The organism is Gordonia sp. ALPHA1B1 (genome assembly GCF_005502615.1).
In the GTDB taxonomy this organism is placed as follows: Bacteria; Actinomycetota; Actinomycetes; order Mycobacteriales; family Mycobacteriaceae; genus Gordonia; species Gordonia hongkongensis.
On the sequence record NZ_SCOC01000009.1, the window covers coordinates 72,729 to 96,941 of the forward strand.

19 protein-coding genes are annotated in these 24,213 nt (G+C 65.9%); 12 read left to right on the top strand and 7 right to left on the bottom strand.

The features are described 5' to 3' along the window. Nucleotides 1–116 precede the first annotated feature (116 nt). Nucleotides 117–2,366, top strand: coding sequence for a heavy metal translocating P-type ATPase (locus FFS52_RS08395; protein WP_035755525.1), 2,250 nt, complete (start codon nt 117–119; stop codon nt 2,364–2,366). Here the strand turns inward: FFS52_RS08395 and FFS52_RS08400 are convergent. Then, the gene (locus FFS52_RS08400) at nt 2,304–4,349 is read right to left on the bottom strand and encodes a cytochrome c oxidase assembly protein (protein WP_231381027.1); all 2,046 of its coding nucleotides are present in this window, start codon (nt 4,347–4,349) and stop codon (nt 2,304–2,306) included. The two genes, FFS52_RS08395 and FFS52_RS08400, sit on opposite strands and share 63 nt — an antisense overlap. A gap of 371 nt (nt 4,350–4,720) precedes the next feature. Between FFS52_RS08400 and FFS52_RS08405 the strand changes: the two genes are divergently transcribed. From FFS52_RS08405 to FFS52_RS08425, 5 genes are all read left to right on the top strand, one after another. Then, the gene (locus FFS52_RS08405; RefSeq protein ID WP_035755517.1) at nt 4,721–4,927 is read left to right on the top strand and encodes a heavy-metal-associated domain-containing protein; all 207 of its coding nucleotides are present in this window, start codon (nt 4,721–4,723) and stop codon (nt 4,925–4,927) included. Between the two features lie 90 nt (nt 4,928–5,017). Beyond that, entirely contained in the window at nt 5,018–5,986 is a 969-nt protein-coding gene (locus FFS52_RS08410) for a hypothetical protein (protein ID WP_035755515.1), read from the top strand. A 47-nt stretch (nt 5,987–6,033) separates the two neighbouring features. Next, nucleotides 6,034–8,379, top strand: coding sequence for a heavy metal translocating P-type ATPase (locus FFS52_RS08415; protein ID WP_035755513.1), 2,346 nt, complete (start codon nt 6,034–6,036; stop codon nt 8,377–8,379). Beyond that, the gene (locus FFS52_RS08420; RefSeq protein ID WP_035755504.1) at nt 8,376–10,595 is read left to right on the top strand and encodes a heavy metal translocating P-type ATPase; all 2,220 of its coding nucleotides are present in this window, start codon (nt 8,376–8,378) and stop codon (nt 10,593–10,595) included. The genes FFS52_RS08415 and FFS52_RS08420 overlap by 4 nt, the downstream gene beginning before the upstream one ends. Before the next feature lie 34 nt (nt 10,596–10,629). Beyond that, the gene (locus FFS52_RS08425) at nt 10,630–10,953 is read left to right on the top strand and encodes a metal-sensitive transcriptional regulator (RefSeq protein ID WP_035755503.1); all 324 of its coding nucleotides are present in this window, start codon (nt 10,630–10,632) and stop codon (nt 10,951–10,953) included. A gap of 51 nt (nt 10,954–11,004) precedes the next feature. On the opposite strand, the gene FFS52_RS08430 is transcribed toward FFS52_RS08425, so the two are convergent. Further along, nucleotides 11,005–11,931, bottom strand: coding sequence for a M23 family metallopeptidase (locus FFS52_RS08430; protein ID WP_137809383.1), 927 nt, complete (start codon nt 11,929–11,931; stop codon nt 11,005–11,007). Nucleotides 11,932–12,217: 286 nt separating this feature from the next. Between FFS52_RS08430 and FFS52_RS08435 the strand changes: the two genes are divergently transcribed. After that, a complete protein-coding gene (locus tag FFS52_RS08435; RefSeq protein WP_035755501.1) occupies nt 12,218–12,886 on the top strand; it encodes a DUF305 domain-containing protein in 669 nt (222 codons plus the stop codon). 56 nt (nt 12,887–12,942) lie between these two features. Here the strand turns inward: FFS52_RS08435 and FFS52_RS08440 are convergent, their stop codons facing one another. Then, entirely contained in the window at nt 12,943–13,899 is a 957-nt protein-coding gene (locus tag FFS52_RS08440) for a M56 family metallopeptidase (RefSeq protein WP_035755572.1), read from the bottom strand. 502 nt (nt 13,900–14,401) lie between these two features. On the opposite strand from FFS52_RS08440, the gene FFS52_RS23655 reads away from it, so the two are divergent. Then, nucleotides 14,402–14,554: a hypothetical protein gene (locus tag FFS52_RS23655; RefSeq protein ID WP_171011586.1), complete on the top strand. Its 153-nt coding sequence runs from the start codon at nt 14,402–14,404 to the stop codon at nt 14,552–14,554. 463 nt (nt 14,555–15,017) lie between these two features. On the opposite strand, the gene FFS52_RS08445 is transcribed toward FFS52_RS23655, so the two are convergent. Beyond that, nucleotides 15,018–15,254 (bottom strand): helix-turn-helix transcriptional regulator, encoded by a 237-nt coding sequence (locus FFS52_RS08445; protein ID WP_035755500.1) that lies wholly within the window; start codon nt 15,252–15,254, stop codon nt 15,018–15,020. 125 nt (nt 15,255–15,379) lie between these two features. Continuing rightward, entirely contained in the window at nt 15,380–15,757 is a 378-nt protein-coding gene (locus tag FFS52_RS08450) for a hypothetical protein (protein ID WP_137809384.1), read from the bottom strand. Nucleotides 15,758–15,841: 84 nt separating this feature from the next. Between FFS52_RS08450 and FFS52_RS08455 the strand changes: the two genes are divergently transcribed. The 4 genes from FFS52_RS08455 (at nt 15,842) to FFS52_RS08470 (ending at nt 20,646) form a co-directional block, all read left to right on the top strand. Further along, a complete protein-coding gene (locus FFS52_RS08455; RefSeq protein ID WP_231381006.1) occupies nt 15,842–17,632 on the top strand; it encodes a DNA cytosine methyltransferase in 1,791 nt (596 codons plus the stop codon). A 125-nt stretch (nt 17,633–17,757) separates the two neighbouring features. Then, nucleotides 17,758–18,426 (top strand): type IV toxin-antitoxin system AbiEi family antitoxin domain-containing protein, encoded by a 669-nt coding sequence (locus FFS52_RS08460; protein ID WP_137809385.1) that lies wholly within the window; start codon nt 17,758–17,760, stop codon nt 18,424–18,426. After that, nucleotides 18,426–19,457 carry a nucleotidyl transferase AbiEii/AbiGii toxin family protein gene (locus tag FFS52_RS08465; protein ID WP_055476913.1) on the top strand — a complete coding sequence of 344 codons (1,032 nt, stop codon included), beginning with the start codon at nt 18,426–18,428 and terminating at the stop codon, nt 19,455–19,457. Before FFS52_RS08460 ends, FFS52_RS08465 begins: the two co-directional genes overlap by 1 nt. 58 nt (nt 19,458–19,515) lie before the next feature. Beyond that, on the top strand, nt 19,516–20,646 hold the full coding sequence (locus FFS52_RS08470; RefSeq protein WP_137809386.1) for a PIN-like domain-containing protein: 1,131 nt from the start codon (nt 19,516–19,518) through the stop codon (nt 20,644–20,646). 157 nt (nt 20,647–20,803) lie between these two features. Here the strand turns inward: FFS52_RS08470 and FFS52_RS08475 are convergent, their stop codons facing one another. Continuing rightward, nucleotides 20,804–22,198, bottom strand: a complete 1,395-nt coding sequence (locus FFS52_RS08475; protein ID WP_055476915.1) for an IS1380 family transposase — start codon at nt 22,196–22,198, stop codon at nt 20,804–20,806. Between the two features lie 1,331 nt (nt 22,199–23,529). Beyond that, the gene (locus tag FFS52_RS08485; RefSeq protein ID WP_005179560.1) at nt 23,530–24,120 is read right to left on the bottom strand and encodes a cadmium resistance transporter; all 591 of its coding nucleotides are present in this window, start codon (nt 24,118–24,120) and stop codon (nt 23,530–23,532) included. Nucleotides 24,121–24,213 lie beyond the last annotated feature (93 nt).

Here is a 24,213-nt window from a genome sequence, read left to right on the forward strand (position 1 = left end):
AAACTACCCTGCTTAGTAGCCGAAGCCTGGTTGCCTCAGCCCTGCTGCCACTGCCCCACGGGGGCCCTCGCATCTTGCGGTGCCGGACCCTCACCGCCTACTGAAAGCGCCCACCCGTGACCGACCTCGTTGACCACACGCACCCAACACGCCGCATCCAACTCGATGTGGGCGGGATGACCTGCGGTGCGTGCGCAGCTCGGGTGGAACGCAAACTCAACAAGCTCGACGGCGTGCGCGCCTCGGTCAACTACGCCACACGGCGAGCCACCGTGGAACTCGATACCCACGCACACGTCGCCGATGCTATCGACGCCGTGCACACAGCAGGGTATGCGGCTGCGGAACTGTCCGAGCAGGCCCCTGCCGTCAACGAAGATTCAGCGACTGCGAAGGCACTGTTCACCCGGCTGATCGTCGCGCTAGCCCTGTTCGTGCCCCTGGCCAACCTCTCCGTGGTGCTTGCTGTCGTCCCCGACCTTCGCTTTCCCGGCTGGCAAGCAGTGTTGGTGGCGCTTGCCGCGCCGGTGGTGACCTACTGCGCGTGGCCCTTCTACCGCACCGCGGTGCGCACGTTGCGGACCGGCGTGGCCACGATGGACACCCTCGTCTCGCTGGGAGTGCTGGCCGCGACCGCACTGTCGGTGTACTCGATGTTCTCGGCCGAAGCGACCTCGACCGCAGGCCAGGGGGTGTGGTCGGCAATCTTTTCCAGCGACTCCATCTATCTCGAAGTTGCAGCCGGTGTCACCGTCTTCGTGCTGGCAGGACGCTACTACGAGGCGCGTGCCCGGGCACAAGCTGTTCAAGCACTGACGGCGCTGGCCGCTCTGCGTGCCACCGACGCCCGAGTCGAGTGCGCAGGGGACACGACCATGCTCATACCCCTCGCGGAACTCAAAGTGGGGCAACGACTCATCGTGCTGCCGGGAGAGACCATTCCATCAGATGGGCAGGTGATCGAGGGCGCCGCCAGTGTGGACCTCAGCGCCATGACCGGTGAGACGACGCCGGTTCAGGTGTCAGCCGAGCAAGGCTCCACCGCCGTCGGGGGCACGACGTGCCTCGACGGGCGACTACGCGTCGAAGTCACCGCAGTCGGTGACGACACCCGCCTGGCCGAGATGATCGCGCTGGTCGACAGCGCGCAGACAGCCAAGGCTCGCGCTCAACGCGTCGCCGACCGTATCGCCGCGATCTTCGTTCCGTGTGTCATCGCCCTAGCCGCAGCCACTGTCGTGGGCTGGTCGCTCACCGGGGCGTCATGGGAGCACGCGGTGAGGGCCGCGGTGGCCGTGCTGGTCATCGCCTGCCCATGCGCGCTGGGCCTGGCCATGCCCATGGCGCTGGTGATCGCTACCGGGCGAGGCGCCCAACTGGGCATCTTCCTCAAAGGACACGCCGCATTGGAACTGTCCGGGACGATCGATGTGGTGGTCTTCGACAAGACCGGCACCCTCACCAACGGGCAGCCACACGTCACCGGCGTATACACCGTCGACGACGACAGTGCCGAGCTGATCCTGGGCTGGGCGGCGACACTCGAGCAGCACACCAGCCACCCCATCGCCACCGCTATCGCTGCCGCGGCCGGTCCGCAGTCGCTTGCCGCACCGGTCGACGAGGTGGTCACCGACGTCGGTAGCGGCGTGCGAGGGGTAATCGACGGAGTGAAGGTGCAGGTGGGTTCCCCGGCATGGATCGCCCGTAGCGCCGCGGTGCCCGCCGCGATCGACGCGCGGCGCACTGACATCGAGCGCTCTGGGGGCACCGCGGTCTATGTCGCAGCCGATGATGCAGTCCGGGGCCTGATCGACATTCGTGATGGCATCAAACCCTCTGCCCGCCAGGCGGTCGATGAGTTGCACCGCATGGGAATTCGCACGTTCCTGGTCACCGGCGATAACGCCGGCGCAGCGCAGCGCACCGCGGAGCAGGTCGGCATCGACGACGTGATCGCCGGGGTGCTCCCGGCCGAGAAAGTGGCCATCATCGACAACGTGCGCAGTAGTGGCGCCGGTGTGGCGATGGTCGGCGACGGCATCAACGACGGGCCCGCACTCGCATCGGCTGATCTGGGCATTGCGATCGGACGCGGTACCGATGTTGCTATCGGCGCCGCCGACATCGTGTTAGTGCGCGATGACCTCACCACCGTCGCTCTGGCGCTGCAACTCGCCTCGGCCACGCGACGCACGATGCGCACCAATCTGGCATGGGCGTTCGGCTACAACCTCGCCGCGCTGCCGCTGGCTGCCGCTGGATTGCTCAATCCTCTGATCGCCGGGGCCGCAATGGCTTTGTCATCGTTTTTCGTCGTCTCCAACAGCCTGCGTTTGCAGAACTTCGCGCGTATAGACCGCTGAAGGTGACAGAGGCTGGGGCTGGGCCAACTGCGAGACCATCGCAGCGACGGTGTGGGAGGTGCCGGCATCAATGGCCGTGGACTCGGACCGATCGGGTCGACGTTCGGCACGCACCCACTGCGCCAACAGCACCAAGCACACCAGCACCATCGGAATCTCGCTGATCACCGCAGCCACCACACCACCCACCCATTGCGTGCGAGCCAGATCGGGATTCCACGGTAGCTGCAACTGGCTGTAGAAAGACTCACCGATCACCGTGGTGGAGGTCATCAGCGCGATACCAAAGAAGGCATGAAAAGGCATGACGGCGAACAGCAGACCAAGCCGCGCCAGAAACGGTAACTGTCTGGGTCCAGGATCAATCCCCACAGTCACCCAGAAGAACAGGTAGCCGATGGCCAGGAACAGCACGCTCATCACGACGTGCCCCCAGTGGTAGCGCACGAGGACGTCGAACACCGGAGTGAAGTACACCAGATACGACGAGCCCACAAACAACGCGAACGCGGCAATCGGATTGAGCAGCAGCTGCAGGCCCCGCGAGCCGAGCACGATCAGCAGCGCCCGCCGGCACGCCGCGCCACCGGTGGTTCCGATCGTCGGCAGCACCCTCAACAGCAAGGTGATCGGCGCACCACCCACCAACAGGATGGGTGCGATCATGGTCAAACCCGTGTGTTCGGCCATGTGCACACTGAACAACGCGTTGCCGTAGGCCTTCAGCCCAGAGCTGGTGGACACCACCACCACAGCGCACCCCGCGACCCACGACACCGTTCGCCGGATCGGCCACCGGTGTCCACTTGCCCGCTCCCGCCGGGCGGCAACGACATAGCCCACGACACCCACCACCGCCGCCACACCCACCACGAGATCAACACGCCACAGCGAGACCAGCGATCCGACATCGGGCGGGCCAGGAAGGGAATACCCCAGGTACACATCCCAGCCCGTAAAAGGGTGGGCAATCAACCCGGGTGCGACCCTGGTGTCCATCACCGCCCAGCACGCCACGGCCACCAGTGCGGTCCCCGTGGCGAAGGCAGAAGCAGTTGCCGGCGTCACCACACCCCGGCGCAAACGCACGAGGTCGGCAATCATTAACACGGTCAGTACAGCCACCAACAACCCCGCGGCGCGACCGAACGCCGACGACCACACATCGGGAGTCCGCAGCAGCAGCGTCACAGCCACCGCGCCCGCCAGTGCCATCACATCGGCGCCCAGGACAATGCCACCAACACGCCGGTCGGCCGCCTCGTCGATGGTCGCCGACCCCAGACCACGAACCCGGAACCGATCAGCCCACCGCAGCCCCACCGACAACGCCAAGCTCACTGCGAAGACGATCACCGCGCCGGTCGTGTAGTCGTGGTCAGGGCCCTGCGCGGCATTGCCGACCACGGGCAGCGCGAGCACACAAATCGCTGCGGGAACCACCAGCGCCACCTGCATCGACCACCGCAGTGACACCGAACCGATCAGCACCACGACACCCGCTGCCGCCACGACCAGCCACGCCAGCGCCGGCAAACTCACACTGAACGCGTAACCGACCTTGCCGCTCGAGACCATCGTGCCCACAGACACGCCGGTGGTGTCTGCGGCCGCGGTGAAAGCCATGAATAGCGCAACGACCACAGAGCACCCCGCGGCGCGGCGGACGCGGCGAAACACTGGATAGACCGCAGCGTCGATGAAGCCTTGCGAGTCAGGCACGGCCGTGAGCACCATCGAGACCAGTCCCCCGAGCATCACCGCAGCCAACGCAAAGCCAGCGAAGTTGCCGACCACATCGGCGACAGCTGTGCCCGCCCCAGGATATGGATCTGCGCTTTCGACGTAGCGACTGGCGCCGGAGATCCAGGCGTAGATCACCAGCGCCACAATTAGCCCACCGACCAGCAGTGCAGCCATCAACCGGGGTACGGCTACGCCGTGCGGAGTTGACGGTGCGGTCGCCTCCGTCGACGGCTTCATATCACCCACCACCTACATGCTACTACTGCGCATAGTAATTACGGCGCACGGACTGAAGAACTGGTAGTCGCGGCTGATTCTCGGCTTGCTTGCCACCGCCTCGGTTCGCTGCGGGGCCGCGTCCGCGCGGGCCCCTACCTAATTTTTCGCAGGATCGGTTCGGGCGCCCACTCCTCATCCCCGGTCTGTCCGCTCCCCCGGGTGCGCCGCGACGCTGGTCCGCCTTCGAGATCAGTGTCGGACCAGCGTCGGACGTTGATTACCCTAGGGGGGTATGGTACCAAGGTGGGAGTGGCTCAGTTGTCACTGCCGCGGGTGGGGTCGGGATACGGCCGTCCGGGGTATCGCCAGAAGGGAAGGGCAGCATCGCTATGAGTACGTCTACCGTCACTGTCACCGGGATGACCTGCGGACATTGCGCCTCGTCGGTACGCGAAGAGATCAGCACCCTCGACGGTGTAACCAATGTCGCCGTGGACGTGGCCAGCGGCCAGGTCACCATCGACAGCTCCGCTCCGCTGGAGCGTGACGCTATCCGCAGCGCGGTGCAAGAAGCCGGTTATCAACTCGCTGAGTGAGGTCGCGGGCCGGGCCGCCCCGGTGGTGGCCCGGCTCTCCTCGGCAGCGCAGCGTCGCTGGGCGATCTCCTGACAGACAGGAACATGACAATGAACGTCCCTTCTAAGCTGGGCCTTTTCGCTGGTGCGCTGGCGGTGGTCTTCGTGGCCGCCTACACCGTGGCAGCCGCGGTGGCCCCGGACCGGTCAGGCGCTACTGGGTCGGACTCACCGGCGCACGCCGGACACCAGAGCGCACCGGCCTCGTCTGCCGCCGCGACGCCGGGTGTGCGCGGGGTCACCGTCGGGTCGGGGGGTTATCTGCTCTCCGGACTCGCAGCGCCCGCGCAGACCGGCCAGGCGGGCGTGTTGACGTTTTCGATCACCGACCCCGCCGGTTCGGCGGTCACCGACTACACGGTGGAACACGACAAACAACTGCACCTGATCGTGGTCCGGTCTGACGGCACCGCATTCCGCCACGTGCACCCCACGGTGGATGCTGCTGGGCGGTGGTCGATTCCATGGCAGTGGCAGACGGCCGGCACCTACCGGGTGTATGCCGATTTCGTTCCGGCAGCGACCGGTGAAACCCTGACGCTGACACGCACTCTCGAGGTGGGTGGCGACTATCAACCCCGCCCACCAGCCGGTGAGTCGCGGCGGTCGGAGGTGGCCGGGTTCCAGGTCGAGCTGACCGGTGAGCTGCACGCCGGCACCGACTCAGAGCTGACTGCGACCGTGAGTCGCAACGGTCAGCCGGTCACCACCTTGCAGCCGTATCTGGGTGCCTTCGGGCATCTGGTGGCGTTGCGCGATGGCGACCTGGCCTACCTGCACGTGCATCCCGAAGGCTCGACACCCACGCCAGGGCAGTTGTCCGGGCCGCAGGTGAGGTTCGCGACGAACGCACCGACACCGGGCCGCTACCTGCTCTATCTCGACTTCCAGGTCGACGGACAGGTACACACCGCGACATTCGTCGTCGACACCGCTGCAGAGCGTGTTCGAGCAAGCGCGACATCCTCGTCGTCTCCGGCGTCGTCTGCGTCGGTCCCGCCTGAGCACGCCGGGCACTGACCGCCCGTCATCCATCCCGCCGGCTCAACCCACGTCTTGGAGTCCTCATGACCACCACCTCCCCGTCCCGCTCGGCCGGGTCAGACATCGAACTCGCCGTCAGCGGAATGACGTGCGCGTCGTGCGCGATGCGTATCGAGCGCAAACTCAACAAGCTCGACGGTGTCAGTGCCACAGTCAATTACGCCACCGAGAAGGCGCGTATCACCACCTCGGGTGATCTGGATCCGCAGCTGCTGATCACCGAGATCGAGAACGCCGGCTACCAGGCCACGCTTCCGCCGTCGGCGCAGACCGATCACGATGCGAGCGCAGCGGCGACCGATGAGGCCGCCAGCGACCCCGAGCTGCAGGCATTACGCACTCGTCTGATCGGCGCGGTGGTGCTGTCGGTACCGGTCATCGCGATGGCGATGATCCCGGCGCTGCAGTTCACCTATTGGCAGTGGGCCTCGTTGACCCTGGCCGCCCCGGTCATCGTGTGGGCGGCGTGGCCGTTTCACCGCGCGGCCTGGGTGAACCTGCGTCACGGCACCGCCACCATGGACACCCTGATCTCAGTGGGTACCGGTGCGGCGTTGCTGTGGTCGTTGTACGCCCTGTTCTTCGGTACCGCCGGCACACCCGGGATGACCCATGGCTTCAGTTTTACCGTGGCGCCCTCCGACGGAGCGGGCAACATCTACCTTGAGGTGGCCGCCGGGGTCACCATGTTCGTACTCGCGGGCCGCTACTTCGAGAAACGCTCCAAACGGCAGGCCGGTGCAGCGCTGCGGGCGCTGCTGGAACTCGGCGCCAAAGAGGTCGCCGTCATCAAAGACGGCCACGAACAACGGATCCCGATCAACGAGTTGTCGGTCGGCGAGGAGTTCATCGTGCGGCCGGGAGAAAAGATCGCCACCGACGGTGAGATCGTGTCGGGCACCTCGGCGATCGACGCCAGCATGCTCACCGGCGAATCGCTGCCGGTCGAAGTCGGTCCGGGCGATACCGTCACCGGGGCAACGGTCAACGCCGGCGGGCGGCTGCGCATACGCGCCACCCGCATCGGTGCCGATACCCAGCTAGCCCAGATGGCCACCATGGTCGAACACGCCCAGTCCGGCAAGGCCCATGCCCAGCGGCTGGCCGACCGCATCTCGAGCATCTTCGTGCCCGTGGTCATCGCCATCGCTGTCGCGGTCCTGGGCGCCTGGATCGGGGCGGGTTATCCCATCGAGGCAGCGTTCACTGCTGCGGTGGCCGTGCTGATCATCGCCTGCCCCTGCGCGCTGGGATTGGCCACTCCGACCGCCCTGCTGGTCGGTACCGGACGGGGAGCCCAGCTCGGCATCCTCATCAAGGGACCGGAAGTCTTGGAGACCACCCGCACGATCGACACCGTGGTCCTGGACAAGACCGGCACCGTCACGACCGGTCAGATGACGTTGCTGCACGTGCACACCGATGCCAACACGTCCGACCGCGAAGTACTCGCCCTCGCCGGTGCGCTCGAAGACGCCTCCGAGCATCCCATCGCCACCGCCATCGCCGACGCGGCACGCACCGAGCTCGGCGCCCTGGCCGAGGTCGAGGAATTCACCAACATCGAAGGTATGGGAGTGCAGGGCACCGTCGAGGGCCATGCAGTCCTCGTCGGACGCGACAGCCTGCTCGCCGACTGGGGACTGTCGCTGGACGATCCCGATCTGACAACTGCCCGCGAATCCGCGCAAGCCGCAGGACAAACCGCAGTGATGGTGGCCTGGGACGGACAGATCCGTGCGGTGCTGGTCGTCGCCGACGCCATCAAACCCACCAGCGCCGCAGCCGTCGCCCGACTGCAGGCCATGGGGTTGACTCCGGTCCTACTCACCGGTGACAACCAGAAGGCCGCCGAACACGTCGCACGCGAGGTCGGCATCTCCACCGTGATCGCCGAAGTCCTACCCGCCGACAAAGTCCAGGCCGTCACCGCACTGCAGAACGACGGCAAAGTCGTTGCCATGGTCGGCGACGGGGTCAACGACGCCGCAGCGCTGGCCTCGGCCGACCTCGGCCTGGCCATGGGCACCGGCACCGACGTGGCCATGCAAGCCGCCGACATCACCCTGGTCCGTGGCGACCTCAACGCCGCCGCGGACGCGATCGCCCTGGCCCGCAAGACGCTGGCGACGATCAAGACCAACCTGTTCTGGGCCTTCGCCTACAACGTCGCCGCCATCCCCCTCGCCGCACTCGGGTTGCTCAACCCCATGCTCGCCGGCGCCGCGATGGCCTTCTCCAGCGTGTTCGTCGTCAGCAACAGCCTGCGGCTTCGTGCCTTCACCTCACGCACCACACCCGGTGACGACAACCGCACCTCCCACACACCCTCGACACATACCCCCCAGGGGTATAAGGTGGCGTCATGAACGAGCACACCTCTGCTGAACACGCCGGTCACACGGCCGCCGATCAGCACCACCACGGCCAGGTTGAGCACCACGAGGCGGTGCTCGATCACACCGGACATCACCACCCCGATTCCTCTGCCGGACAACGCCATCACGGTTCCGACGACCACGCCGGTCACGACAGTCACAGTGGTCATGCCGGTCACGGCGGTCACGGGCACGGCGGGCATGGTGACCATGTGGGCCAGTTCCGGCAGTTGTTCTGGATCATGCTCGTCCTCGCAGTGCCGGTCGTCGCGTTCTCACCGATGTTTGCCATGCTCATCGGCTATCAGCTGCCCGATACCGGAGTGGTCCAATGGATTTCCCCGGTACTGGGCACGGTGATGTTCGCCTGGGGCGGGCGTCCGTTCCTGTCGGGGGCCGTAAGTGAATTACGCTCGCGCACACCGGGCATGATGTTGCTGATCGCTCTGGCGATCACGGTGGCCTTCGTCGCCTCGTGGGGAGCCAGTCTCGAGGTTGTGCACCATGAACTGGACTTCTGGTGGGAACTGGCCCTGCTGATCGTCATCATGCTGCTCGGGCACTGGATCGAGATGCGGTCGCTGGCCCAGACGACCTCGGCGCTGGACTCGTTGGCGGCACTGCTGCCCGATGAGGCCGAACGCGTCGACGGTGAACAGATCAGCATTGTGGCCCCGGCGCAGTTGCAGGTCGGGGATGTGGTGATCGTGCGCCCTGGTGCCAGCGTTCCCGCCGACGGCCGCGTCATCGACGGAACCGCCGAGGTCGACGAATCGATGGTGACCGGTGAATCGCGCACCGTCCGCCGTGGCGTAGGTGATCCGGTCGTCGCCGGAACGGTGGCCACCGATTCCGGTCTACGCGTGCAAGTCACCGCGACCGGTGAGAACACTGCGTTGGCCGGTATCCAGCGGCTGGTCACCGACGCCCAGAATTCGTCGTCACGTGCGCAACGCCTCGCCGATTCCGCGGCCGCGCTGCTGTTTTGGTTCGCACTGACCGCTGCGGTCATCACCGCGATCGTGTGGACGGTGATCGGTCAACCCGATGACGCGGTCATCCGCACGATCACCGTGCTGGTCATCGCCTGCCCGCACGCACTCGGGCTGGCCATACCGCTGGTGGTCGCCATCGCCACCGAACGCGCTGCCCGCGGGGGAGTGCTGATCAAAGACCGCCTCGCCCTGGAAGCTATGCGCACCGTGGACGCAGTGCTGTTCGACAAGACCGGAACCCTCACCAAGGGGGAACCGACTGTGATCGCCGTCGAGCCCGCCCCTGGTAGCGACGCCGAGGACGTGCTGGCCGCCGCTGCCGCCGCCGAAGCGGACAGCGAACACCCCCTGGCCCGGGCGATTGTCGCCGCCGCCCGAGACCGGGCCCTGCAGATCCCCTCGGCCACCGAGTTCACCTCCTCACCCGCGGTCGGGGTCAGCGCCCATGTCGAAGGGACGGTCGTGCGGGTCGGCGGGCCGCGCATGCTCGAGGAGCACCGCCGGCACGAACTCGCCATCGCCGAGCAGTGGCGCGCCGACGGGGCCATCATCTTGCACGTCGTGCGTGACGACGAGGTCGTCGGCGCGATCAAACTCGCCGACGAAGTACGTGCGGAGTCCCGCCAAGCCGTCGACGCCCTGCACCAAGTGGGCGTGGCGGTAGTGATGATCACCGGTGATGCCGAAGCGGTCGCGCACAGCGTCGCCGCAGAGCTCGGTATCGACCGGGTCTTTGCCGGGGTGCGCCCTGAGGACAAAGCCGACAAGGTCGCCGAGTTGCAGCGCGAGGGCCGCAAAGTCGCCATGGTCGGCGACGGCGTCAACGATGCCCCCGCACTCGCTCAAGCCGACGTCGGCATCGCCATCGGCGCGGGCACCGACGTCGCGATCGCCTCGGCCGGAGTCATCCTCGCCAGCGATGACCCGCGTTCGGTGCTCTCGGTGATCGAACTGTCCAAGGCCAGCTACCGCAAGATGAAGCAAAACCTGTGGTGGGCAGCGGGATACAACCTGATCTCGGTGCCACTGGCTGCCGGGATCCTCGCCCCGATCGGATTCGTGCTGCCCATGTCGGTCGGTGCCATCCTGATGTCGGCGTCCACGGTGGTCGTGGCTCTCAACGCCCAGCTCCTGCGCCGCCTGGACCTACGCCCGCAGACCAGCACCACCCACGCGCTGCACGACACCCGCCCCACAGCCAGCACTGGGTAAGGAAACAGACCCTTGAAAAGGAGATGATTGTCCGATGACGACATCGTCCGCACCGGAGAACGAGTGCGCACATACCGCGCACGGCTACATCAGTGACAAAAGCCGCTACCTCGCGCGACTCAAACGCATCGAGGGCCAAGCCCGCGGAATCCACCGCATGGTCGATGAAGAGCAATACTGCATCGACATCCTCACCCAGATATCGGCGCTGACCAAGGCGCTCGAAGGTGTCGCGCTCGGCCTGCTCGACGACCACCTCAAACACTGCGTCCTCGACGCCGCCCAGGCCGGCGGCGCCACCGCCGAGGACAAGATCGCCGAAGCCTCCGCCGCCATCGCCCGACTCGTCCGTTCCTGATCCCCACCCGCACAACCGATCACGCCCGACCCTCGGCGCGGACGCATCCGCTCACGTCCGTGGCTGTCGCACCCACTGCGGCACCACCGGCCCGCCCGGGGCCGGGCGTTCGGCCTCGGCATCAACGGCCAGCACCACCCCACGCTCGGCCAGCCACTGTGCGGGATCGACATTCACCCCGGCGGGATCGAGAACCTCGAAATGCAGGTGCGGGCCGGTCGACACACCGCGGTTGCCCACCGTGGCCACGATCTGTCCCATCCGGACCCGGGTGCCCTGCTCGAGCAGATTCTCATCGTTGTGGCCGTAGGTGGTGATCGTGCCGTCATCGTGGCGGATCCGCATCCACAAGCCGAAGCCTTGCGCTGGGCCGGCGGTGATGATCTCCCCATCGGCCACCGCGACAATCGGAGCACCCAGATCGTTGCCGATGTCGATGCCCTGATGGCCGCGCCCATCCCCGAACGTCGAGGTGATCGAGCCGGCAGTAGGCGCCACCGCACCCCCGCTCCCCGGCACCGCAGCACCCGGAGCCCCCGGTTGTGGTTGCGGCCCATGCGGGACGCTGGGATCGTGCGGCACCAACGCCGCCACCAACGTTGCCACCAGACGAGCCAGCGGCAACGCATCGATGATGCGAAAGCCACTGAGCGGATCGACAGTCGAACCAAACGCGCCGAAACACTCCAACGCGGCCACACTGCCGCTGTCGCTGCTCCCGGACTGCGCATGATCACGTAAACACGACGACGCATGCTTGATCGGCTCACCCAAGCTCGCTGCCGCCGCACCGCCCAGCGCCGCCTTGACCGTGTCCTGCACGAGAACCACCAGCTCCCGGGCGACATGGTCATCGGGTGCGGCCGCCGCGGGCAGCCCCGGCGCCCACGCCACACCCACTGCCGTCGCCACCGCGACCACCATGAGCATCCACCGCCCGTTCACTGCGCCCGCGAACGAAGCCACCACCATGTGCATACCGTCGAACCCTTCTGACGTCGACGTCGACCACCACTCGGGCGGATCGAATCGATGCCGAAAGTCCACGCCGAGAGAGCGACGCCCAGCATCACACCACGCACACCACCAGCCCCACCAGTCACACAAGTTCCCACGACTGCAGCCGTGATTTTCGTCGCGAGACATGCTTCCCGCAGGTCAGTAGGGGAAAGGCAAGGGCCCGAACCGCACCGAACTACTATCGTGGCTAGTAGAATTGTTATCGAAGCGCCACCTTGCGGGGCGTCTGAAACAAGGAGGACAGATGTCGACAAAGCGCGCGCGCATCATCATCGGGGCATCAGCGGCGGGCCTGCTGGTGTTGGCGGGCTGTTCCGACTCCGAGGGACAAGACCACTCCTCGATGACGGGAATGGTCACCACCACCTCGATAGCGGCACCATCCTCTGTGGCCGACATGGGCGAGCACAACGCGGCCGACATGACCTTCGCCCAGGAGATGATTTCCCATCACTCACAAGCGATCACGATGAGCAACATCCTGCTCGACAAGAACGACATCAATCCCGAGGTCGTCCGACTGGCCCAGCAGATCAAAGCCGCCCAGCAGCCCGAGATCGACCAGATGAAGTCCTGGGTGACCACGTGGGGAGCTTCGATGAGCTCGAGCTCGCAGGGCCACGACATGAGTCAGATGAGTGCCGGGGAATCGATGTCGCCGTCAATGGGCGGTCACGACATGCCCGGAATGATGACCGAACAACAGTTCCAACAGCTGCGCGAGGCCCAGGGAACCGCGGCGGCTCGCCTCTACCTCACACAGATGATCGAGCACCACCGCGGCGCCGTCGCCATGGCCAAGACCGAGATCCAGGACGGGAAGAACCCCGAAGCCATCGCACTGGCGCGAAAGATCATCTCCGACCAGGAATCGGAGATCGCCGAGATGCAGCGACTACTCGCCGGCCTGTAGTGGCCCAGCCGCACCCGCCCGACGGCCTCGAGCAAATGACACGCTCGCTTTCACCATCACAGCAGGCAAGCTACCGCCACCAGCGCCGACACGGCGCCGGTGGCGGTGACGACGGTAGGTAGGACAACAACCCCTGCAACCGTGGCAGCGGCCATTGCGTGGTGACCACGTGACACACATCGCCGACCGTCATAGAGCCGGTGCAAACGCGGCGTCACACTCGCAGAATCACTGATCGACAACGCCCCCGCCGGAAAATCCGACGACCCGGCCGATCGGGCCAGCGTTCCCAACGCCGAGCACACTGTCCGGGTGCCGACCTGTTCGGCCGCCCGTGCATCAGCGGCCTGCTCGACAAGTGTCGCCACCTCATCAGCACCGCGAGCGAACAGCGGAATGAACGGCAACGCTCGGCCCAGAACCCCAGCGAGCAACACGATCGCGTGATGCCGCTGGCGTCGGTGTGCGCGTTCGTGAGCCATCACAGCATTCAGTTCAGCGCCGGTCAGAACGTCCTGCAAACCCGTCGTCGCAGCGATCCCCGCGTTGCGGCCCGGCAAACAGAAGGCCATCGGCCGCTGATCGCTGAGCCACCACACATCAGGAAACCGATCACAACGTTGGCCAACCAGACGTAACGCTTGCAGATAGTGCTCGCGTGCCCGGCCCATTGCGACCGCAGCACGTGCCACCAAGGACACCACCCAAACGGCCGCCGCCACCGTGCTGGCCAGCACCGCGGCCCCAGCCACGGTCTCCACCTGGGCCGGCGCGCCATGAGACAACACACGCAGGCAGGAGGCCACCGCCGACAACTTATGCACGCCGAAGTGGTTCGGCACCACCAGCACCGACACCGCAGCGACCCACAACGCCGTGAACATCGCCTGGGCGGCCGGCCACGCCACCAACACCCACCGAGCATCGATGCGTGGCTGGATACGCACCATCCACCGCGGCCACCACCAACCCAGCAGAGCCGCTGCAGCCACCAGCACCACCGCCATGCTCATCAGCGCCAACCCATCTCGCGCCAGGCGCCGACGGTGTTCAACTCGCTGGGACCGTTCTCCATCAATCCTTCTTCCCTCGCCACACGGCACTGCACCCAAGTATGACCGGAACACACGCCTGCATGCCCCAAGAAACTCGGCACCGCAACCCCTAGAACGCTCCCTACTAACGGAGATAGTATTTAGAGTCGATGTGGACAGGGGTCATAGTGAACCTCGCCGACAAGGGAGCGTTTCGGGTGGTCACAGGTTTCGAGCACGTCGATGATGAGCAGCGGCGGTACCGAAAGGCCATGCGAGAGGTCCGGCGGGCGCCAACACCCCACTCAGCGCACACTTTCTTCGCCGAAGCACATGGCCTCTGCACGACGAACCGCCGACGGCACGTCACCGCTCATCTAGGCATGGCGCGCCAGCTGGCGAAACTCGGCGACAATCGAGGATCGATACACCACACGGCCGCAGCAATTGGCGTTGCCGCCAAGATTCGAGCCTGCCCTAGGTGACATGGCTGGCCGATCGTGCATGGTGCGTCGCCGACCCGCAATTCGCCACCATCGGTGCCAGTGCCGCCGCAATCACCGACACCCTTGCCGACTCGAGGATCGATACCGTCGACGACGACCCAAGAGTCGATCCCCCGCGCTACCTCTGATGGCGGAGCGGCAGCACAGCGGATCACCAGCTACGACGTCGTAAGGTACATTTTCGGCGAATTGCGGTGTATAGCACTATCTTTCGTCACCAGTGACGATAGTGAACGGGAATCACGGGGCCGAACGCCCCGGCTGATGTACATTTGCAACAGCGAACCGGATCACATTGGTGGCTCTTAGAGCGCGCCGATGGTGATGTTGTTCGTTGCACGCCAGCAGCTTTGGCTACTTGTGACTGCGTCTGACCGCAGCTGGCTCGCGCGCCGCGAACATGCTTGCCCAGTTGTCGACTACAGCAAAGATCCGGTTTGCTAATGTGGCGACGCGTTCTTCTGAGTTGCCACACCCAGCCGAAGACCGTTCTCACAGGATCGGAGGGGAGGGCGGTGAGGCCCCCTACTGTGCAGTCCCTCTCCCCTCCGTCCTGGGTCCGAGGCCGCGTGTCACCCCATGCAGGGAAGGTCAGTGCCCGATCTTATGAAGTAGCTGCGAGGCCGGCATTTTCAGAGCTTTGGCGATGCGCGCCAGGGTGATGATGGTTGCTCGCCGCGATCCGTCTTCCACGCCGCGCAGCATGTTGCGCTCGACGCCGGCCTCGAGACCCAGGGCCCGCTGACTGAGGCCCAGTTCCTCGCGGCGGGTCGTGATCGCTTCTCCGAGAGCGCGTAGCAACGCAGGTTCGTCGATGTCGACGGCCATGACGGCTCCTCCTCCCCTATCGCCCGCCAGGTCGGCGGGCGCACTCGGCGTGGCTGAGCCTACCGGCGAGGTCGCCGCGGGCGGCACTACGACGGCGGTGCGCCCGGTCGGCGCGGGACAGCTGCTCACTGCGCGGGTTTCACGATCGTCAGGGTCAGCTGGTCGTCGTCGATGTGCTCGTCGAACTCCTCGACAGCCAGCCAGTGGTCACAGTAGTACTGGTCGCGGCCGGAATCGTCCATCGCCGCCCACTGCTCAGGCAGCGGGCCGACGTAGCGCTGCACCCGGCGGACCAGATACGACCGCTCGACAACCTCGGTGCGCGCCAGCTCGGGCATCGCTTGCTCGACCAGCCCGACAAGGGCGGCAGCCGCGTCATGTTCAGCGTCGACACTGCCTGCGAGGTCGCAGGCTCGGCGCCACTGCTCGATGCTTGCGGCGATCGCTCGCGCATGAACGCTCATCGGTGTTGCCGCGCAGGTGTTTTCGGTGGTCGTTGCCATGTGCTGCTCCTTCTTACGCCGTGCCGTAATGGTTGCCTATAGGCTACCGCTGATGGTAGTCTATAGGCAACCACCACGGATGGAATGGGCGAGGAAGCGACGATCATGGGGCACATCATCTCGAAGACAGCGGAACATCGACCGGCGCTGCGTCGCAGACGATTCCGTCACGACAACCCGACCGCGCTGGACTTGTTCTCAGGATTTGGCGGATTCACCCAGGGCATCGAGGCCGCAGGATTCGACACCATCGTCGGGGCCAACCACAACCGCTACAAGGTCGAGGTGCACGAGGCCAACCACCCGCACGTCGAGCACTGGATCGCTGATCTGATCAACACCGACTCCGACACCTACCACTCGGTGCGCGAACTCCCGGCGGCCGATCTGCTGGTCGCGGGGGTGACCTGCACCAACCATTCCCAGGCCAACACCCAACGTGCCTACGAACAGGGTCTGACGTTGTTCGACCTCGACGACCCCGAGTTCGAGGAACGCGCCACCCGATCCGAGCGGGACCGCGCAACGGCCAACTGCGTGCTGCACTACGCCGATCAGCACCACCCGCTGCTGATCCTGGTCGAATGCACCACCGAGTTGCAGTCTTGGGGACCAGCGGTGCCCGGGCGACGCAAGGTCGGCGACGGGTCGACGTATCGGTGGTGGCTGCGCGAGATCACCAAGCTCGGCTACGAGCACAAGGTGCTCTACCTCAACTCGATGTTCTTCGGCGTCCCCCAGAGCCGGGACCGGCTCTACATCGTGTTCTGGGACCGCACGCTGCCCGCTCCCGACCTCGATCACCGCCCCCAGGCGTGGTGTGGCCCCTGCGATGAGGCTGTCGAGGCGATGTGGGCGTGGAAGACCGGCGTGCCCGCCAGCGGATCGGTGCGCTACGGCAAGCAGTACAACTACCGTTGCCCGCGTTGCTTCGGTGAGGTCTCTCCCACCGCCACACCGTCGTTGACGGCCTTGGACCTCACCCACCTGGGCACCCGCATCGGCGAGCGGACCAAGCCGCTGGCCCCGGCGACCATGGCCCGTGCCGAGCGGTGCCGCCAGAAGTTCGCCGAGTTCCCCGCTGTGCTGATGCCGGCCAAGGCCCAACGCGGCGTGGAACGCCATCCGCTGCAACCGATGGCCACCCAGACCTCGCAGCAAAAGACCGCGCTGCTCAGTACCGGCGCCATCATGGTCGCCGCCGGAAACACCTTCGAGCGCCCCGGATCGCAGTGCCGGACCCGGACCCTGGGTCAGCCGCTGTGGACCCAGCCCGCCACCAACACTACCGGCCTGCTCACTCCCCCGGTCGCGATGGCCATCAACAACTTCCAGGGCGCACCACGCGGCCTCGACGAGGCGCTGCCCACCCAGGGCGGTTCGGAGACCCTGAGCATCGTGTCCTCGGGTGTGGTGCCCTTCCGCAAGCACACCACCCCGACCAGCCATGCCCAGGCCATGCCGACGATCACCGCCGAACAGACCCCCGGCCTGCTCACCGCGACCGGCGACCCCGCCCTGCTCGCAGGCTGGTTCAAACAGAACGGCAGCACCGGCACCGAAACCGCCGCGCACCCGCTCACCGACCCACTGGGCACCCTGACCAGCCGCGACACCACCGCCCTGCTGGCCTCCCACTGGCGCGACGCCCTCGCCGACATCCCGCTCGATGAGTGCTTCTTCCGCATGATGACCCCGCACGAGGTCGGCCGCGGCTGCGGATTCGACCCCGACTTCGGCGACCACAAAGGCACCTTCACCGTGTGGGGCAAAGGCCGCGACCAGATCGACGGCTACGGCAACGCCGTCACCCCACCAGTCCCGCTATGGATCGGCACCCGCCTACGCGAAGTCCTGCACCCCACCAGCGGATGACGACGTCGACCGCCCCGGCACACCGTGACCACTGTGCCGGGGCACGCGGGCCAGTCTGCACGGACGGGCCGCGCTCGGACAGCTCGGAAAGCCTCACCGATCACTCCCGTTGCTATTATTGCTGCATGATCGACGCTGGCCGGTGGGGCGCGATCCGCGGGCTGGCGGATCGCCAGTTCGGCCTGTTCACCACCGCCCAAGCCCGCAACCTCGGCGTCGCGCCCTACGTCCTGGCCCGCCTCGCTGCCCGTGAGGCCATCGTCCGGGTCCACCACGGCGTCTACGAGATCCCCGAGTCCACGGCCTGGACAACCCTCGGCGACTGGGCGGCACAATGGTTGGCGCTCCACCCCGCCGCCGACATCGAGGAACGCCGCACACGCCCCGACAGCGTGGTGAGCCACGCCGCCGCCGCCCAGGTCCTTCGGCTGGGCACGATCACCGCATCCGGGCTCGAGCTGAGCAGCCCGCATCGCATCAACGTCCGCGACCCGTCGGTGCGCACCTGGCGCCGGCCGATCGGTGACCGCGGCCGCGACTGGGACCTCGTCGACGGACTGCCGGTGACCACACCCGCGCGCACCGTGGTCGACCTGCTGCTCACCCACGGCGACGGCGGGCACATCGGGACCGCGCTGCACACCTGCCTGACCGAATCGCTGGTCGACGCCGACGAGCTGATCGCGGCATGTGATCGGGCCGCGCCGCGCTGGAACTACGCCTCGGGTGCTGAGCTGTTCGCCTCGTTGCTCGATCAGGCCCAGATGCCGGCCGAACCGGTGCTGGTCGGCTGATGGCGTATGCGTCCGAAGAGGCCTTCCGTGCCGGGCTGAAAGCCCGCCTGTCCGCCGAGGCTCGGACGAGCAGATTCAGCCGTGACGAGCTCGCTCAGACCGTGACCCTCCAGTTGTTCCTGGCCCGGCTGTTCCGTTCCCCCGACGCCGACCAGTGGATCCTCACCGGCGGCACCGCCCTGCAATTCCGGGCGCCGACCCAGGCCCGCCCCACCGCCGACGCCGACCTGGCGACCCGCCTCGACGCCGAACACATGCAGCACTCGCTGCGCCAGGCCGCCCACCCCGGACCCGGCGACTTCGGCGAGTTCGACATCACGATCACCGCGACTCGTAGCCCGGGCTTGTTCGCCGGGCGTATCCGTTACAACCTTGCCGGACAACGGTTCTCCGACGCCACGCTCGACCTCGCGACCCACCGGGAGATGCTGCTACCGCCCGAGACGATCAGCCCGCGCCCGGTGCTCGCGCTCGACGAACTCGACCCCATGCCCGTGATCCGGATGCAGGCCGCCGCCGAGGCAGTCGCCGACAAAGTCGCTGCCCTCTACGAGCTGCACGGCCCCCACGGCGACAGCCCCTCGACCCGCGCCCACGATCTGGTCGACCTCGTCATCCTCGCCCGCACCCAGTCGTTCGACGCCGAGCAGCTGCATGCTGCGATCTGCCACCAAGAACAGCGCCGCGACCTGACGATCCCTGCGCCGTTGGTGCTGCCCAACCCGACCTGGGAGCGCGACTACCCAGAGCGCGCCGCGCACAGCGGCTTGCCGGCGCACCTGCACCAGGCCGACGCCGCGCTCACGGCCGCCAACAGCCTCATCGAACCGATCCTGACGGGCGCGACAGAGAACGGCCAGTGGAACCCCGACGACGGTGTCTGGACTTCGGACAGGCCACGTTCGATTGGAGAACTGCTCGCCGACACCCGTGCTGCACAGGCGGCACCGCGCACACCGGCACCGGGGACCTCCCCGCGGCCATCGTCGCGTAGCACAGAACGCTCCCGCGACCACGGACCCGAGCTTTAGATTTGACCAGCGGCCCCGCCGCAAAGCGGGAATGGCGCAGCGAAGGCAGGAGGACGCGATGCGTGATGTGTTCGGTGAGTGGTACTCCGATGGCGACGATGAGCGCCGCGATTTCGTCACTAAGGCCAGAATCGCGTTGGATGCCAACGTCCTGCTGGGCCTGTACCGGATATCGAAGGAGTCCCGCGAGAAGATCCTCGTCCAGCTCGAACGGGACGATATCCGTCCGCGCCTCTTCCTTCCCTACCGCGCCGGCTTCGAATACCACCGTCAACGACTGTCCGTCGCAGCCGATCACGCCAAGCAATACACCAGAGCGACGAACATCATCTCGGGAGTCAAGGGCAAAGGCGTCAATAGTCAGCTCCTGCAGGAACTTCGCGCGGCTATCAGGGAAGTCAAGGACACCGGAGTACAGAAACGACTACTCGACGCGGCGGACACGGCATTCAAGGAAGCCGCGACTACCATCGACGGAGCGATACGGGCAGAGCGTGAGTCGAATATCCTCCACCCCAAACAAATTCAGACAGATGACCCAATCCGGGATCGTATCGAGAAGCTGTTCACCGATGCCGGTCAGATCGGTCGTCGGCGGACATCGACCGACCTCCGGGCATGGGAGGACCAGGCACGTGCTCGGCTCGCCGCTGCCATGCCCCCCGGGACCGGAGTCGATGAGTCCAAGCGGGACGGCGGGATCGGTGACCCACTCATCTGGATGGAGATGATGGACCTGGCCCGAGCTGTCGAGCAGGACGTGCTGTTTGTGAGCGACGACATGAAGGCAGACTGGCGTCAGATCGTTGACGACAAGGACTTCGGGCCTCTACCTGACCTTCTGCGTGAGTTCGCTGACGAAACCGGCCAGCGATACCACCACGTGAACTCGGACACCTTCCTCGAAGACCTCAACACCTATCTCGACGCCGATGTGGACAACGATGTGATCGACGAGGTCAAGAATGCACGCATTTCTGTCTCCGATTCTGGTTCGAGGATCGTTCTGCCCGAAGAGACTATGGAGCGCCTGAGGGAATGGGTTCGCACCAACGAGGCGTTTGACACGACGCTGCGCTCCGAGGCGTTCCGAAACTTCATGTACGGGGAAGACAATCCCGCATCTAAGTCGTTCCAGAAGTTTATGTACGGGCCAGGCAATCCGGCATCTAACCTCGATGTTTCGTGAGGTGGCGGTCCCTTGTTGAGTGGCCCGGTTGGATGGTCTGAGGACCGGATTTCGGGCGTGGGCCGTGTGGTGTTGTCCGAGGCGTCGGTGTGCGTCGGGTTTCACGGCCCCGAGGTGTGAATGTCCTTTCTGGATCGAAGGTTGGTCGGCCTGGTGGTCAGGCCGGCGCTGGAAGTGCTGCAAGCCTTGCTAGCCCGTCGAGTAGCAGATCGACGTGCGGAGCGTGGGTGGCCAGCTTCATGCGGGTTCGCCGGGCGTGGCGGCTGATCTTGGCCGCGATCGAGAACACGCGGTGGCGCAGTCGCTTGGGTTCCCACCGGCGAGCAGGGTGATCGGTGAACGCGAGCATCTGCGTCCAGGCGATCAACTCGCAGGCGAGCATCACGATCGCGCACCAGATCCGGTTCTGATCGAAGCCGTGCAGCGGGAGATTCGTCAGGCCACAGTCTTTGGCGGTACGGACCCGGTCCTCACATCGAGCCCGCCGCCGGTGACACAGCTCCAGATCAGCGAGTTGGCCACGGACGGTGTTGGTGGCGAACGCGGTCAGCCGCAACCCATCACGGTCGGTGAACCGCAATTGTGCACCCGGGTGCGGCCTCTCCTTCCGGACGATCACACGCATCCCCTGCGGCCAGCCCGATAGGTCGATCAACCCGGTCAACTCGGCCACCCACGCCCCGTCGCGTTGCACGCCGTCGGCATCGTAGGCCGGGGTCCACGCCTCGGGACTGATCCGGTCGGTTGCGGCCGCGATGGTCTCGGTCAGCCCGAATCCCACTGAATAGGCCAGGCGCCGGCGGGTGAGATAGCCGAGGAACTCGTGGGTGCCGCCGGCCGAGTCGGTGCGTACCAGCACCGACTTGCCGACCCGATACCCCTGCACCGTCGGTAGCTGCTCGAGTGCGGCGGCGGTGACCGTGATGTGGTCGGCGGCGGTGTTGGCGCCGGCGTTGCCGGGCCGCAATTGGATGGCCAGGGGTTCGCCAGTGCCCTGGCTACCGTGATCGACAAACGCACACAGCGGGTGGAAACCGAACCCGCGCTTGTAGGTTGGTGCCGCATCCTGTTTCTCCGAGTGCGCGGTCACCAAGGTTGCGTCGAGATCGACGATCAGGGGATCGCCAGTATCGGCGTCGTGATCGGGGGCGGACGTGGCGGCTGCTGACCAGCACTCTGCCCGGGCAGCAGCGCGGGCGGAGTTGATGGCCGTCAATGCCGCTGGGGCGTCGGCGGCCAACGCCGAGATCAGTCGTGACACCGTGGGGTCAGAGGCGACCTGACCGAATACGGCGGGGTCGGCGCGCAGTTGGTTGATGTCGGCCAGACAATCACCGCCGATCGCGACTGCCACGGCCAGATCCGTGATGATCTTGCCTGGATCGTGGGTCGCCAGGGGTTTACGCCACGGTGTCAACGCGTCCGATAAATCGGTGGTCAGGCCCGTTTTCTCGGCTGTCCGCAGCAACACCGTGGCGCCGGCTTGCGACACTACCCCGGTTCCGGTGCCATCTGCAGACAGCACGGGATAGGGCGACGTAGACTTACTCACCTGAATGGTGCTCCTCGATCTGGTCCGATTGATGACTTCGCAATCTCAATCATCCCAGGTCAGGGCACCATTCTTCATTCACGACACGGAATCAGCGTGAAAGCACGAGGCTAGCTCCCGCACGGCCGCGGACAGCTCATCGCGTGACGATGCCCTTGCCAGAGTGGTGCCTTGTTCTTCGTCCACCGATCCGGGGGCTACAGGTCGTGGCGCTGCTGCGGATCGGTCGTCGGCGGACACGCCAGCCATGAGCGCTGGGGTGTTCGTTGGATTGTGACGATCGGCGAGCGCGGTGGCCGCGGCCCCGCCGGCTACACAGAGAACCACCGCGGCCACGAGCGATCCACTCAGCCCGGCAACGGCCGTCGACCTGGCTGATGCGCCCGAGACCTTCTCGTCGTCGAGCACGTCGAGAAAAGCAGATCGAACTTGCTGACTGCCTTGGCAATCGAGACCGGACGCCCGCTCCCATGGAGCAGTAGGCGCTGCGGCCCTGGGTTCCTGCCGAGATCGACCGTGCGCGGTGTGCGCGGTGGCCCGAAACCCCTATGATCGAACCGGGCTGCGCGCGGCCATACATCATGCGAGCGAGACGTGTATGGACGGCCATCGCGAGGTAGATATGAAGATGAAGACGTCCCGGGCGCACCCCCCGACCGAGCGTGCGACGCGCGCGGGGGAACAGAGGTAGCGGGCCGGATGGACCTGACCACAGCTTCGGGGGAGGGAGGCATCCGATGTCGCCCCGCCGCACGCGCGACACCCGAAGGCTGCGGCCCCGTGGCTCCGAGGGTGAAGGCCGCCGAGGCACCGCGAGGGGACGTGTGCATACCAATGGGGAGCGGGCTGGGGTCAGCTTTGCGATGCCGTGCCAAGGAAGGTCCTTCAGTCCAAGAGTCGTCCCGGATGGAACAGATCGATATCAAACGAGCCACGAACAGGTTACTACTACGTGGGTTAGTTTCTCTCCGCGCGGGCGCGCCGAACCGGCGCCCCTCACGGTTCCATCAGCGTTTTAAGTTGACCAGTGGGTCAGGGCTATGCGCTGGGGCGGAAACAGTTCGCAACGATGACAGCGCCCGACTAAAGCGTTTGCACGAGCGACCCCGCTAGGCGCGGTAGAAGCCCCACGTTGCCGGAGGCCTTGAACTACGTCGATGGTAGTAGTGCCACAGTGGTAGTAGTGCCACAACGGTGCAGCGCCCCTGAGCACAACCATGGACCAACCGAAGGACGGCTGTCTACCGGTTACGGCCTCGAATAGCACTTCATTCTTTGGAGCCGATCGCCGCTGTCCTCCGTGATCTGGGCCGTGCAGACCGGGACGACGGTCAGAGGCCGAATGCGCCGCCGCTGACGAGGATGACGATTCCGAGAACGATCAGCACGAGCGGGAACAGGATGTGTTCCCACCGTTCCAAGATCTCGGCGATGGCCTTGCGGGTGGTGAGGAACTTCGCGGTGAACACCAGCACGGCGACCAAGAGCAGGAACACGACCGAGTAGGCGACGATCGCCGCTGTACCCACGGTCGCGAAGACCGGGACGTAGACGCCGATGTTGTCGCCGCCGTTGGCGAAGGTCACCGCCGCCACCGTCCAGACCGCGACCTTCTTGCCCTCGAACCGTTCATCGTCGTCGCCGTTGTTGCGCCATGCTCTCCAGGCGGCGAGCAGACCGAGCAGCAGAGGAATGAGCCCGAAGTAGGCGATGGCTTCTTCGGGCAGCAGCGCCGTGACTCCCAGCGCTACGAGGACCGACGCGGCGAGGATCGCTCCGAAACCGAGATATTGTCCGGTCGCGATGGCGGCCGTTGTTCCGCGGGTTCCCGCGCCGCGGGCGAAGAACAGCGAAAGCACGATGATGTCGTCGATGTTGGTCACCAGGAAGAGTCCGATGGCCTGCAGGATCGAGGTAACCATTCCGGCGGATGCCCTTTCTCTGGGAGTGCACTGCTGCTCGGCTGACACGCAGTTGTGTCGCGTGCCGTAGCCGCTGTCATGGGAGTGGCTATT